At 72.0% G+C, this 13,524-nt stretch carries 11 protein-coding genes and 1 pseudogene; 6 read left to right on the top strand and 6 right to left on the bottom strand.

The window, feature by feature from the left end; genetic code table 11:
• Nucleotides 1–4: 4 nt before the first annotated feature.
• The 6 genes and pseudogenes from RM779_RS14570 to RM779_RS14595 form a co-directional block, all read right to left on the bottom strand.
• A complete protein-coding gene (locus RM779_RS14570; RefSeq protein ID WP_311618108.1) occupies nt 5–205 on the bottom strand; it encodes a DUF397 domain-containing protein in 201 nt (66 codons plus the stop codon).
• Nucleotides 180–1,028, bottom strand: a pseudogene (locus RM779_RS14575) (helix-turn-helix domain-containing protein). Before RM779_RS14575 ends, RM779_RS14570 begins: the two are co-directional and overlap by 26 nt.
• Before the next feature lie 176 nt (nt 1,029–1,204).
• On the bottom strand, nt 1,205–3,409 hold the full coding sequence (locus RM779_RS14580) for an ATP-binding protein (protein ID WP_311618109.1): 2,205 nt from the start codon (nt 3,407–3,409) through the stop codon (nt 1,205–1,207).
• Nucleotides 3,410–3,586: 177 nt separating this feature from the next.
• Nucleotides 3,587–4,225, bottom strand: coding sequence for a DUF6879 family protein (locus RM779_RS14585; RefSeq protein ID WP_311618110.1), 639 nt, complete (start codon nt 4,223–4,225; stop codon nt 3,587–3,589).
• A complete protein-coding gene (locus tag RM779_RS14590) occupies nt 4,218–4,487 on the bottom strand; it encodes a hypothetical protein (protein ID WP_311618111.1) in 270 nt (89 codons plus the stop codon). The genes RM779_RS14585 and RM779_RS14590 overlap by 8 nt, the downstream gene beginning before the upstream one ends.
• A 149-nt stretch (nt 4,488–4,636) precedes the next feature.
• Nucleotides 4,637–5,722: an abortive phage infection protein gene (locus RM779_RS14595; RefSeq protein ID WP_311618112.1), complete on the bottom strand. Its 1,086-nt coding sequence runs from the start codon at nt 5,720–5,722 to the stop codon at nt 4,637–4,639.
• Between the two features lie 177 nt (nt 5,723–5,899).
• Here RM779_RS14595 and RM779_RS14600 point away from each other — a divergent pair, with 177 nt between their 5' ends.
• The 6 genes from RM779_RS14600 to RM779_RS14625 all read left to right on the top strand — a co-directional run bounded on the left by RM779_RS14600 (nt 5,900) and on the right by RM779_RS14625 (nt 13,514).
• A complete protein-coding gene (locus tag RM779_RS14600) occupies nt 5,900–7,018 on the top strand; it encodes a sensor histidine kinase (protein WP_311618113.1) in 1,119 nt (372 codons plus the stop codon).
• Entirely contained in the window at nt 7,015–7,683 is a 669-nt protein-coding gene (locus RM779_RS14605) for a response regulator (protein ID WP_077061636.1), read from the top strand. Before RM779_RS14600 ends, RM779_RS14605 begins: the two co-directional genes overlap by 4 nt.
• A gap of 208 nt (nt 7,684–7,891) precedes the next feature.
• Nucleotides 7,892–9,784, top strand: a complete 1,893-nt coding sequence (locus RM779_RS14610) for a right-handed parallel beta-helix repeat-containing protein (protein ID WP_311618114.1) — start codon at nt 7,892–7,894, stop codon at nt 9,782–9,784.
• Nucleotide 9,785: 1 nt separating this feature from the next.
• Nucleotides 9,786–10,400: an LURP-one-related/scramblase family protein gene (locus tag RM779_RS14615; RefSeq protein WP_311618115.1), complete on the top strand. Its 615-nt coding sequence runs from the start codon at nt 9,786–9,788 to the stop codon at nt 10,398–10,400.
• Nucleotides 10,401–10,515: 115 nt separating this feature from the next.
• Nucleotides 10,516–11,295 (top strand): hypothetical protein, encoded by a 780-nt coding sequence (locus RM779_RS14620; protein ID WP_311618116.1) that lies wholly within the window; start codon nt 10,516–10,518, stop codon nt 11,293–11,295.
• Complete coding sequence (locus RM779_RS14625; RefSeq protein WP_311618117.1) at nt 11,292–13,514, top strand: bifunctional serine/threonine-protein kinase/ABC transporter substrate-binding protein; 2,223 nt, start codon at nt 11,292–11,294, stop codon at nt 13,512–13,514. The genes RM779_RS14620 and RM779_RS14625 overlap by 4 nt, the downstream gene beginning before the upstream one ends.
• The last annotated feature ends 10 nt before the right edge of the window (nt 13,515–13,524 follow it).

Genomic DNA, 13,524 nt, shown 5'->3' on the forward strand with positions numbered 1-13,524 from the left:
CGGTTCAGCCCGCCGCCTGCGTCACGAACGCCTGCCAGGCGGCGGCAGGAACGATCAGCGCCGGACCGGCCGGATTCTTGCTGTCACGGACGGGCACAAAGCCGGCAAGCCCGTCGGCCACCTCGACGCAGTTGCCGCCTTCCTCATTGCTGTAGCTCGACTTGCGCCACGACACGAATTCAGCGGCCCTGAGTTGTTCGGTCATCGCGTTCGTACTCCTTGAGGTATCGCCGGACCAGATTAAGCGAGTCATCGACGGTCAGAGCCTTGGAGCGGGCCAGATCGAACTTGCGCGACAGCTTGATCAACCTGTCCGAGGTGAGAACAGGCTCCCCCACCATGGGACCCTCGACGTAACCGATCAACGTCCCATCGTCCAGGTTCATGAGCGTAACACTGCCGCCTGGCACGGAGTGCGCCCCGGCGGTGAAGGGCAGTACCTGGACTGTGTTGTAGACACTCTGCGTCATGTCCAGAAGGTGCTGGAGCTGTCGACTCATGCACTCGGGCCCACCAATTGGACGCTTCAGGATTGCTTCGTCCAAGAGAACTCAGTATTGCGGGGGCACACCACGCTGGAAAAGCTCCTTGCGGCGCATGCGAAGGGTGACCCACTGCTCCAACTGCTTCTCAGAATCCCACCCATGCCCGACGCGGATCAGTTCGCGCGCATAGTCTTCCGTTTGCAGGAGGCCCGGGATGATCGTGCTGGTCATCTCCTGGATGCGCTTGGCCTTCTTCTCCTTCCGCAGCAGCATCCGGCCGTAGTCGGGGATCGCTGCGTCCTCGGCCGCCTTCAGGAGGTCGACAAACAGCGCGGGCACGCCGAAGAACGTGTCCAGCGCCCTGGCCAGGTTCTCGGACGGCAGTTGCTCACCCCGCTCCACCCGGCCGAGGTACCCGTAGGGGAGACACAGTTGCGCGGCGAGTTCCCGGATCGACAGTTTGGCGTGCTTGCGGTGCCGCGCCAGTTGGCGGGACAGCACGACGCGGTAGGTCATCCGGTCGTCGTCTGGATTCAGTTCCATGCTCGAACCTCCGTCCCCGCCCCACGTCCCCGTCGCTTTCTTGGGCACGTGGGGAAGGGTTTCCTTGTGGGCTTCAGCGTCGATGACAGTGATGAGTGTTCCGTCACAGCGCAGTCACAAGGAGTTGGTGCTCATCATTCACCGCACGGAGCTGACTCGCAACTGCCCTCCGGCTTTCACTCGATGTCTGCCCGCAGTCGGCCGGCCCTGAGGTCGTCATAGCCCGCGATGAGGGCCAGCGCGCGCGTCCGGTGCCGACGGGCCTGGTCGGCGTCGTCCTCGGCGAGCACCGTGGCCAGAGCGTCGAGGGCGACGGCTTCGTGCCAGGTGTCGCCGAGTTCTTGAAAGGTGACGGCAGCCCGGCGGTGGAAGTCGGCGGCTTCCCTGTGGCGTTCCAGTCGGCGGTAGGTCTCGCCCGTTCCGAGCCAGGCGAGGGCTTCGCGGCTGCGGTTGCGGAGCCGCCGGTGCAGGGCGGCGGAGCGCTGGTGCGAGGCCAGGGCCTCGGCATACTGGCCGAGGGCCTGTTGGGCGTTGCCGAGGCTGATGAGCCAGATGGCCTCGGCGAACTGATTGCGGAGGCCGAGAGCGATCTCCACGGCCTGCTGAGCGCTGTGCAACGCCGCCTCGGCATCGCCGCGTTCGCATTGGATGTCGCTCAGCGTCCACAGGCTGTTCCCCTCGCTCAGCCGGTTCCCGGCCGCCCGCTGGTAGGAAAGGACATCAAGGCTGATCTCCTCGGCTGCCACCAGTCGCCCCGCCCGGTAGTGCGTCAGCGCGAGGTTGGCCCGGGCCACCGCCTCGAAGTGCCGGGCCCCGACGTCCTTGAAGAGGGCAATGGCCTGCTCGAAGTGGTCCCCGGCCGCGCTCAGTTGTCTGCGGTTGAGGTGGGTGAGGCCGAGCAGGTTGAGCGAGTTGGCCTCGCCGTACCGGTTCCCCAGTTCGCGCCGGATGGCCAGAGCGCCTCGGTGGCATTCCTCTGCTGCGATCAGGTCGTTGAGCCTGGCATGAGTCATGCCAAGCTCTTCCAGCAGCGTGGCCTCCCCCTCCCGCTCGCCGAGGCGGCGGGCCGCCGCCAAGCCGATCAGGCCCGCGTCGAGCCAGTCAAGGGCGGAGGCGGAGGGCGCCTGCGCAAGGTAGAGGACGGCAGGCAACTTCCAGGCGTAGGTGCCGAGACCGCCGGCCTCGGCCGCCCGCGTGGCGGCAAGGAGATTGGCGTGCTCGTGCTCGGACCAGTTCGCGGCGGCGTCGTAGTCGGAGAAGGAGAGAGGCGATACCGCCCCGTCCAACGGGTCGAGGGAGAGGTGGGCCTCTTCCGGCTCCAGCCAGATCTGTGCGGCGTCGGCGGTGTGCAGGTACCAGTCGAGAACGCGGCGCAGGGCGGCCGTGCGCCGAGCTGGAGGTTCCTCGCTGCGGGCCTGGTCGGCGGCATAGGCTCGCAGGAGATCATGGAACTCGTACCGGTCGGGCGCAGTCTGTTCCAAGAGGTGGGCGCCGACGAGGGTGTCGAGGAGCTGACGGGTGCGGTTGATGTGCGTACCGGCGAGGGCCGAGGCGGCAGCCAGGCCGAACTCGGGGCCGGGGTGCAGGCCGAGAAGGCGGAAGAGGCGTGCGGCGTCCGCGGGCAACGCCCGGTAGGACCACGTGAATACGGACCGGACCGCGTCGGCTTCGTCGTCCTCTCCCGCGCTGAGGGCATCCCACAGGGCGGATTCGTCGCGGAGATCGGCGATCAGGTCGTCGATGCCCAGGTGGGGGTGGGTGGCGGCCCTCTCGGCCGCGATACGCAGGGCCAGCGGCAGATGCGCGCACTGGCGCGCGAGTTGGGCGAGCTGCTCCGCGTCGTCCTCGGGGCGGTATCCGGCGGTGACGGCACGTATCAGGGCCACGGCTTCGTGTTCCGGCAGGGTGCCGAGTGTCAGACGGTGGGCGCCGTCGCGGATGGCCAGCCCGGACAGGCGGCTGCGGCTGGTGACGACGGCCAGGCAGCGGGTGTTGCCCGGCAGCAGCGGGCGGACCTGCGCGGCGGTGGCGGCGTTGTCCAGGACGATGAGCATCGCGCGCTCGGCGAGGAGTGACCGGTAGAGCGCGGCGGCGGCGTCCGGATCAGCAGGAATCGAGTCGGCGGAGGTCCCGAGAGCGGTCAGGAACCGGTGCAGAGCTTTTGACGGGGTGACCGGCCGGCCCGGGTCGTAGCCGCGGAGATTGATGTACAGCTGGCCGTCGGAGAAGCGGCCACGCACCTGATGGGCCCAGCGCAGAGCGAGGGAGGTCTTGCCCGCTCCGGCCGTCCCGGCTATCACGCAGACTGTGACGACGAGAGGGGTGCCTTCGGTGCCGGGGAGGAGCGCGTTCAGACGCTCAAGTTCCTCCGATCTGTTCACGAAGCCTCGTACGTCGCCCGGCAGTTGGCGAGGAGGCGGCGGCAAGGGACCGCCGGGGCCGTGGAAGTGGACCCCGCCGCTGACAGTGCCTGCCTGGACCACGTCGCGGGAGGACCCCGAGAGCTCGGAACGCGTGCCGCCGGGGCGCTGTTCGTCTCGCTGGGGCTCGTCGATCGTCTACTCCGTCGTCAGCCGCGGCGGGGGAAGGGGCGCTACTTCCCGCTCGAAGTAGGAGGAAAGGTCCTCGCCCTCCTCGAACAGTGCCCGGATGGCGTCCTCCCAGCCCGTCACCATCTCGGGCTCCGTGAAACGGACACCACCGTCCAGCACGCCTTCGTCCGTGTAGACGACCTGGTAAAGCGTCTCGCCGCCGATGACGACCAGCTCGGGCAGCAGCCCGCCTGTCTCGAAACGGGCGGCCTTCGTGGCGTCGATGACCCGGATGGCTTCGCCGTACTCGGCATTCAGCCGCAGTGAGTGCAACTCCCACTGGATGTAGGGAGTGAAGGGCTGCTCCACCACGCGCACGCGGTGGAAGACCGTGCGCTGCCTGCGGTCCTGCTCCCCGTCCTTCCGCAGGCTCTCGCGCCGGACGTCGAGAAGCCGGATGGCGCTCTCCCAGTCGCCGCGCCCGAGCGCTTCCCGGCCGGGGCTGTTCTGCTCCACGAAGTGCTGACCCCGCTCCAGCTTCCAGGAGTCGCGCCCGTGGATCTGCGTGTAGCGCTGCCAGAAATCCGCCTCGTACGCGTCGAGGGCGAGCTGCTTCCCCCTGGCGGGGTCGAGGAGGGGAGGGCGGGGAGACTGGAGGTCAGGCATCGGGGATGTCCGCTTTCGCCGCGCTGAGCATGTTGCCGGGGAGGACCACGAGCCGCTCGTCCGGGGCGAGGGTCACGTCCTCTGGGAGCCGGTACGTGTACGCGTCCGTGAGATCGCGTCCGATGACGGCCACATCGCCGTTGTCGAGTTGCCAGATGTCGGGGCAGCCCGTCTTGCCGTCGGTATTGCCCAGTTCCTCGGCCGACTTCCCCAGGCGGTGAGTGAACGAGGCCGAGGGATCGGCTTCCCAAGGACGAGACATCGCTACCTCCACGTGACGCGGGCCCGTAACGGACTGTACTCAGCCGAATCGCGCCCAGACAACGGGCGGTCGGCGATATGGCCCGAAGGAAGCACCCTTGCTGCCCGGGAGGCGAGGGCACGGAGTAGCGGGTCCGGCCGGTGCCGTGGTCAGTGGCTCCTGGCGGTGGCGAAGTGGTGGGCTGCTGTGTGGAAGGCCTGTTTGGGTTCCCAGTGGTGGCCGGTGGCCGGGTCGGTGTCGTTGTGCCAGATGGTCTTCACGAGGCCGTAGGCGGCCTTGTCCTCGTCGCGGGACGGGTCGGTGCGGTGGGGGGCGTCCGGGGTGGTGAACTGGTGGATCAGTGCGGTGTGGAGGTTCAGCGAGGTGAAGACGTCGATCATCTGCCCCACGTACGCGGCCTGGGCGGCTTCGTTCCGCTCCAGTTCGGACAGGTCCGTGAACCGCCACGCCATACCGCCCGCCTCCGGCGCGCCGGTGTAGGCGCAGGTGCCGCATTCCAGGATCGCCAGTGGTTTGCCCCAGCGCCGGTACTCCGCCAGTTCGCGGGCGTGGCCGGCCGCGTCGGGGTGCAGTGCGTAGTAGTCAAGGCCGACGATGTCGAACAGGCTCCAGTCGACCCGGTCGACGACGGGGTCGTGGGCGGCGCCGTAGGTCAGGGGGCCCCGGAAGACGGATCTGCCGACGCGGGCGGCCCGTGCGGTGAACGCGGCCAGCAGCCGCGTCATGCGGTCGACGTCGTAGGTGCCCGCGAGCATGTTCTCGACGCGTTCGAGGGCCTGGTCGCCGGGCACGATGCCCGGCACGAACAGCCAGAACTCGCAGCCCACGGCCAGGTTCACCCGGGCGCCGTCGCGGCGCAGCCGCTCGGCCTCGCGGCCGGTCTCCGCGAGGTGGTCCAGGATGTCCTCCTCGGCGACGTCCGCCAGGCGCGGCTGGAGCCAGACGTGCAGGCCGCGTTCCGCCGCCTCGCGGGCGGTGGCCGCCAGCCGTTCGACGCCGGTGCCGTAGACCATGACCGAGTTGGCGTGCAGGTCCTCGGCGACGGCCCGCAGGTCGGCGCGCATCCGGGCGGCGTTCCAGCCGGTCGCCGGGGTCTCCCCGTCGGTGACCTCGTAGTCCACGCCCCGGTACGTGAGCCCGCCGCCGCTTCGCGCCGCGGCCGTTCCGGCGGCCGGGGCCAGGCTCAGCGCCGCCGCCCCGGCCAGGAACCGGGCCCGGCTCATTCCTTTACTCACTGTTCTCACCTTCCCGCTGTCCGTTCGGCCGCGGCCAGCCTGCCGGGGCCGAACGGGCGGGGGCATCGGCCCGGACGCCGACCGGGGACTACGACCGGAGCATGAACGCGGCCCCTGGCGTTCGACTTTCGTCGCAGGCCGCCGGGCCGGGCCGGACAGGTGCGGCATAATCCGCGTGTGTCCCGTTCGTTCCGCAGCCGCACCTCCCGGGCGGCGAGGCTGGCGGTGCCGGTGCTGATGGCGCTGTACCTGGCGGTGCTCGTGCCCGCCGAGGCCGGTGCGGGGACGCCGGGCGCCGTGGTGCTGCTGGGCTCGCTGGCGGGCGTCGTGCAGGGGGCGGCGCTGTACCGGCGGCGTTCCCATCCGGTGCCGGTGCTGGCCGTCTGCCTCGTCGGCGGCCTGGTGATCCAGCTGATCGCGCCCAACGGCATCTTCCCGTGGGCCGGTCTGGTGGTCCTCGGCTCGCTGGCCTCGACGCGCCCGCCAAGCGTCTCGCTGCCCGCGCTCGCCGCGCTGCTCGCCCTCACCTCGCTCAACTTCCGTACCGCGCCCCAGGAGGAGGCGCAGTTCGCGATGGCCGTGCCCGTGGTGGTGTGGGCGCTCGCGGAGGCGGTGCGCAACCGCAGGGCGGCCGTCGCCGAGGCGTCCCACCGCGCGGTCACCGAGGAACAGGCCCGCATCGCCCGCGAGTTGCACGACGTCATCGCGCACAGCGTGTCCGTCGTCGTGGTGCAGGCCGCGGCGGCGGACGACGTGTTCGACGAACGGCCCGACCAGGCGCGTTCCGCCCTGCGGGCGATCGAGTCGTCGGGGCGGGCCACCCTGGCCGAGTTGCGCCGGCTGCTGGCCGTGGTGCGGCCCGAGCCGGACGAACGGTCGCCGCAGCCGGGCCTCGACCGGCTCGGCGAGCTGGCCGAGCCGCTGCGCGCCGCCGGGCTGCCGGTGTCACTCACGGTGCGCGTTCCCGGGCCGCTGCCGGCCGGGGTCGAGGTGTCCGCCTACCGCATCGTGCAGGAGGCCCTGACGAACGTGCTGCGCCACGCCCGCGCGCGCCGTGTGGAGGTCACCGCGCGCGCGGACGGTGATGTGCTGGAGGTCGAGGTAACCGACGACGGCGCGGGAGCGGGCGTGCACGCGGGCGCGCGCGGCGGGTTCGGCCTCGTCGGCATGCGGGAACGCGCCGCCGTGCTCGGCGGCACCGTGGCGGCGGGGCCGCGCCCCGGCGGCGCGGGCTTCCGCGTGCACGCCCGGCTGCCGCTGCGCGCGCCCACGCCGTCCGAGGGAGGTCGTCCGTGACCGTTCGCGTGCTGGTGGCCGACGACCAGGCGCTCGTCCGCGTCGGCTTCCGCATGATCATCGACGCCAAGCCGGACCTGGACGTCGTGGGCGAGGCCGCCGACGGCGAGGAGGCCGTGGCCCTCGCCGCCGAACTGCGGCCCGACGTCGTGCTGATGGACGTGCGGATGCCGCGTCTTGACGGCATCGGCGCCATCGAACGCATCGTGGCCTCGGGCAACCCGGCGCGCATCGTCGTACTCACCACGTACGACGTCGACGACGCGGTGCACGCCGCGTTGCGCGCCGGGGCGTGCGGCTTCCTGCTCAAGGACGTGCGCCCCACCGACCTGGCCGAGGCGATCCGCGTGGTGGCGCGCGGCGACGCGCTGCTCGCGCCCTCCGTGACCCGCCGGCTGCTGGAGCGCTTCGCGCCCGCGCTGCCCGCCCCCGCCCCGCCCGTCACACCGGCGGCGCTCCGCGCGCTGAGCCGGCGCGAGTACGAGGTGCTGTACCTGGTCGCGCAGGCGCTGTCCAATGCCGAGATCGCCGAACGGCTCGGCCTCACGGAGGCGACGGTCAAGGCCCACGTCTCGGGTGTGCTGCGCAAGCTGGGCCTGCGCGACCGTGTGCAGGTGGTCGTCCTCGCCTACGACCTCCGCCTGGTCAGGCCCCGGCCCGCCTGAACGAACACGGCGCGCGCGGCGAGCGCGGCGCGCGCGCCGCCTGGAGGTGGAGCGCACGCCGGCGGCTTCGCCGAAAGTCGAAGCCGCGCGTGGCCCGTGCGCACGATGTGGCCCCCACCGCCCGGTCCGTAGCGTCGGCGACCGACGTGCCCGCCCCGCGAACGACCGCGCGGCCCGGCGGGCGACCACCACGAGAACGGACCCCACCATGCCGCCGAGCCCGCGCGCCGTGTGCGCCGCCCTGCTCGCCTTCCCGCTGCTGGCCACCCCGGCCGTCGCGGGCCAGGACGACACCGCGTCCGACGGCCAGGACGGCCACCGGCTCCACGTCGCGCCCTGGGGCGACGACTCCTGGCCCGGCACCGAGGAACGTCCCTTCGCCACCCCCGCCGGGGCCCAGCGGGCGGTACGCGAACTGACGGACGGCATGACCGGCGACGTCGTCGTCAGTCTGCGCGGCGGCACCTACCACCTCACCGAGCCGCTGACGTTCACCGCCGCGGCGGGCGACTCCGGCACCGGCGGCCACCGCGTGATCTACCAGGCGCACGGGTACGGCACCGCGGACCAGGAGCGCGTCACGTTCAGCGGCGGCCGGGAGATCACCGGCTGGAGCCGCGCCGAGGACGGCATCTGGCGCGCGGACGTCGGCAGCCTCGACACCCGCCAGCTCTTCGTGAACGGCGAACGCGCCGAACGGGCGGCGCTGGCCGGCGAATTGCCCGCCATGTTCCCGACCGAAAACGGGTTCATCACCGAGAGCACCGCCCCGCAGAGCTGGGAACGGCCCGAGGACATCGAGTTCGTGCACACCTTCGCGGACTCCTACTCGGAGGCGCGCTGCGGGGTGGCGGAGGTGCGCGGGGACGCGAGCGGCACCGAAGTCACCATGGACCAGCCGTGCTTCCGCCGCGCCACCGAGCTGTACACGGAGCTGTACGGCGAGGACGTCGGGCTCATCGCGCCGACCGCCGTCGAGAACAGCGCGACCTTCCTCCGCGAACGGCCGGGGAGCTGGTACCTCGACCGTTCCCGGCCGGGCCACCACACGCTCTACTACCACGGAAGGCCGACGGACGTCGTCGCCCCCGTGCTGGAGCAGGTCGTCACCGGGGAGGGCGAGGCCGGGGCGCCGCTGCGCGACGTGACGCTGCGCGGCCTCACGTTCTCCCACACCACCTGGCCGGGCCCCGACGAGCCCGCGGGCTTCCCGCACATCATCGGCACCTGGTACTACACCGGCGACGACCCGGTGGCCCAGGAGTCCGCCGCCATCCCTTCCGCGGTCTCGTTCCGCGGCTCGACCGGGCTGATCCTGGAGGGGAACCGCTTCACGCGGCTGGGCACCACCGCGCTGGAACTCGCCGACCACAGCCGGGACATCACCGTCCGCGGCAACACGGTGGACGACACCTCGGGCGGCGGCATCCACGTGCAGAGCCTCGACGAGGACGACCCGGCCGCCGCGCCGCGCGACCTGCTCATCGAGGACAACTGGGTGCACCACGTCGGCCGTGACTACCGCGGCTCCTGGGGCATCATGCTCAACCGGCCCTTCGGCTCGACCGTCGCGCACAACCAGGTGGACCACATCCCCTACTCCGGCATCGTCCACCTGAACGTCGCCGGGGACGGCACCACCACCGGCGGCACCCGGATCGTGAACAACCTGGTGCACCACACCAACTCGGCCCTGATCGACGGCGGCGGCATCTACGGGAACGGCACGCAGGGCCCCTCGTTCGAGGAAGGCGCGCTGATCGAGGGCAACGTCGTCCACCACGTCGACGGCCCGGCGGCGACGGGCACGGAGTACCCGCCCTACGCCGTGTACCCGGACGACGGCGGTCAGCACGTCACCATCCGCGGCAACGTGCTCCTCGGCAACCAGAACAACTTCGGCGGCGTGGCGCCCGGCCGGATGCGCTTCACGGGCAACTTCTGGGACGACACCGACACCTACTGGTGGGAGGGCACCGGCGAGCAGGTGGAGATCACCGGCAACACCGAACTGCCCCCGCTCGCGCCCGAGGACGCCTGCCGCGCCGACGCGGCGTGCGCGACCGTGCTCGGCACCGCCGGCCTGCTCACCCCGCGCTGACGTGGACCGACCTCAGGAGACGACGGTGGAGACCGACCGGCTTCGGGCCGTGCGCCGGATGACCGTCACGCAGCGGGTCAGGCTCGCCGTGAACCAGTACGAGGTGCGCGCCGGGGGAGAGGACGGTGAGTTGATCGCCTTTGCCCAGCAGAAGCGCCTGGCGATCAAGGAACGGGTGACGTTCTGGACGGACGACTCGCGGGAGAACGTCTTCGGCGGCTTCGCGGAGCGCGACACCCTGAACGTCGCCGGCGCGTTCGACGTCACGGACGCCGGCGGGGAGACGGTGGGCGGCTTCCGCAAGGACTTCAGGAAGTCCCTGTTCCGCTCCACCTGGCACCTTGAGCAGCCCGGACTCGGCGTGCTGACCGGGACGGAACGCAGCGGCCGCGTGGCGGTGATCCGCCGGATCTGGCAGTTCGTTCCCCTGGTCGACGAACTGCCGGTCGGCTGGGCCTACCACTTCGACTTCCGCCTCGACGGGGAACTCGCCCTGTCCGTCTCCCGCAAACGCACCTTGCGCGACCGCTATCTGGTGGAGATCCACGAACCCCGCCTGGACCGGCGGCTGGTCATCGCCCAGGCGGTCGCCCTCGACGCGATGCAGGCCCGCTGACCCGGGGCCCGGGTCAGCGGCGTTCCCGGACCGTGACACGCACCGTATTCCCTTGTTGCGCACCGGAGTTAAGCTGACCAGCGTTTGTCGGACGAGGGCAGGGGGGTGACCTGCTGTGCGGCAGGGCAAGTTGGTGCGCGGCGTCGTCGCGGTGGCGGCGACGGGACTGCTGTGGGGCGCCGCGGCGTGCAGTGGCGGCGGCGGGGAGGACGACGCGCCCACGGAACCCACGGAGGAAGAACGGGACGGGTCCGGCGCGGACGCGGCACCGACGGGCACCGGGATCACCGGCGGCCCGGGCACGCCCGATGACGCGCGGGCGCTGGCCCGCGCCGTGGCCATCGAGCCCGGGGACTACGGCCCCGGCTTCGTCGCCGCGGACCTGGCCGAGGCCGACCCCGCCACCGTGGCCGTACTCGACGAGGCGTGTGTCTGGCAGCGCGAGCCCTTACCGGACGGAGTACTAGCCAACGTGACGCGGAACGCCGAACTGCCCGCCCAGCAGCAGGACGGCGGCCCGTTGCAGGTGATGTCGTCCGTCACCGTGCACGACAGTATCGAGGCGGCGGACGCGCGGATGGCCGGCATCATCGAGGAGGTGCTGCGCTGCCCGCAGCAGCAGTTGCGCGCCGACGAGCACGTGACAGGGCTCGGGTCGAGCAGCATGCCGGCCGACCAGTTGTCGGTGGACGACCAGATCGCCGAAATGGGGCAGTTCCACAGCGAGGTGCACGGCGGCCCCTACGACTACTACTGGCTGGTCTCCCGGATCGGCCCGGTCACCGTCGCGGTGTCGGCCAAGGGCGCCGCCGGAGTCACCGAAGACCAGCTTTCCGAGGCGAGCTTCACGGCCCTCGGCCTGCTGGAATCCAACGCCGAGGCGGAGCTGAGATGACATCGCCGGTCGGCGCCCTGACGCCGCAGGACCCCGAGCAGATCGCCGGTCACCGCCTCCTCGGCCGCCTCGGCGAGGGCGGCATGGGCGTGGTGTACCTGGCCATGACCGACGGCGGTTCGCCGGTGGCCCTGAAGGTGATCAGGGACGAGTACGCGCAGGAGCCCGGTTTCCGCTCCCGTTTCGCCCGCGAGGTCGCCGCCGCGCGCCGGGTCGCCGGCCGCTTCGCCGTGCCGGTCGTCGCGGACGGCGAGGAGGCGGGCGCCCCGTGGTTCGCCTCGCCCTACGTGCCGGGGCCCTCCCTCGCCGAAGTGCTCTCCGCGCACGGGCCGTTGCCGGTGCGCGGCGTGCGGGCGCTGGGCGGAATGCTCGCCGAGGCGCTGGCCGCGGTGCACGAGGCGGGCCTCGTGCACCGGGACGTCAAACCGGGGAATGTGCTGCTGGCCCTGGACGGGCCGCGGCTCATCGACTTCGGCATCGCCAGAGCGGCCGAGGACACCGCCATCACCCGCACCGGGACCGTCGTCGGCTCGCCGGGCTACCTCTCGCCCGAACAGGCCGCCGCCTCCCGTGACATCGGCCCGCCGAGCGACTTGTTCTCCCTCGGCTGCGTGCTGGCCCACGCGGCGAGCGGCCGGCCGCCGTTCGGCGAGGGCAGCGCGGAGGCGGTGCTCTACCGCACGGTGCACGAGCCGCCCGACCTGGACGGCGTGCCCGGGGAACTGGCCGGGATACTGGCCCGCTGCCTGGACAAAGACCCGGAAGCGCGGCCGGATGTCGCGGAGTTGCGCGCGGAGCTGGCCGAGGACGTCGTCGAGGGCTGGCTGCCCGAGCCGGTGACCCGGCTGATCGGGGAACGCACGGCGGCCCGCGCGGAGCTTCCCGCCCAGGTGCCGACCCGGGCGGCGCCCACCGCCGCCGACGCGCCCGCGGAGGAAGGCACGCACGCGGACACCGGCGCGCCCGCGGACACCGGCGCGGGCCGGCGCCGCCCCTCCCGGCGTCTGCTGCTCGCCGCCGGGGTCGGCGTGCTCGCGGCGGGCGGCGGCCTGGCCGCCGCGCTGCGCGGCTCGGGCTCCTCAGACGGCAACGGCAGCGGCGGCGGCACGGGCGGCAGCGGACCGCGGTATGTCATCGGCCTGCACGCGGATCTCAGCGGCGGCCACGCCGCCCGCGGCCTGGCCCAGGAACGGGGCGCCACGCTCGGCCTCGAACACTTCCTGGCCGAGGCCGACGGCCTGCCCTTCGACATCGAACTCCGCACCATCGACGACGGCGGGGTGCCGGAACGGGCGGCCGAGGTGGCCGAGGAGCTGACGGCGGACAGTTCGGTGCTCGCCGTGATCGGCCCGACCGACGTCTCGGTGACGACGGCCACCGCCGAGATCTACGAGTCGGCGGGCATGCCGCTGCTTTCCGTTTCGGTCGGCAGCTTTCCGCTCACCCTGACCGTCGTCGAGTACACCACGCTGCTGCACGCCCGCCCCGCGACGATGTGGCAGGGGCTCTCCCTCAAGACGCTGCTGGAGGGCGAGTCGGGCGCCCGCCGGGTCGGACTCGTCGACGACCGCACCGCGGGAATGCACAGCTGGGAGGTCACCCGCGCGCTGGTGAACTTCCAGCAGGGGCCGCCCGGTTTCGAACTGGTGCCGCACGTGGTGCCGAAGCTGACCGCCCCGTTCGATCGCATCGCGGCCGATCTGGTGGCGCGCGACGTGGACACGGTCGTCTTCGGGGGCCACCACGAGCGGGCCACCGAGCTGGCCACGGCCCTGCACGCGGCGGGCTACGCGGGGGCGCGGTACGCGAGCGAGTCGGTGCTGCGCCCGGAGTTCCCCGAGCTGGCCGGGGAGGCGGCCGAGGGCTGGCAGCTCATCGCCACCTGCATCGGCCCGGACACCGACGAGAAGACGGCCGGCTTCGGCGAGCAGTACCGCGAACGGTTCGACGGCGAGGAGCCCACGCCGTTCACCATCGAGGCGTACGACGCGACCCGCATGCTGACCGCGGCCCTGCGGGACGTGGCGGCGGACGGCACACCTGACCGGGCCGCGCTGCTGGCACGGGCGCGGCAGGCGGACCACCAGGGGGTGGGCAAGCGGCTCGGCTTCGACGAGGAAGGTCTGTACCCCTACGCGAACGACGGCCTCTACCTCTACGAAGTACAGGACGGCGGCTTCCGCTTCCAGGGCCGGGCGCCTTCGCTGGGCGCGGAGTAGAGCGGTCCTG

The organism is Streptomyces johnsoniae, assembly GCF_031845565.1.
Lineage (GTDB): Bacteria > Actinomycetota > Actinomycetes > Streptomycetales > Streptomycetaceae > Streptomyces > Streptomyces johnsoniae.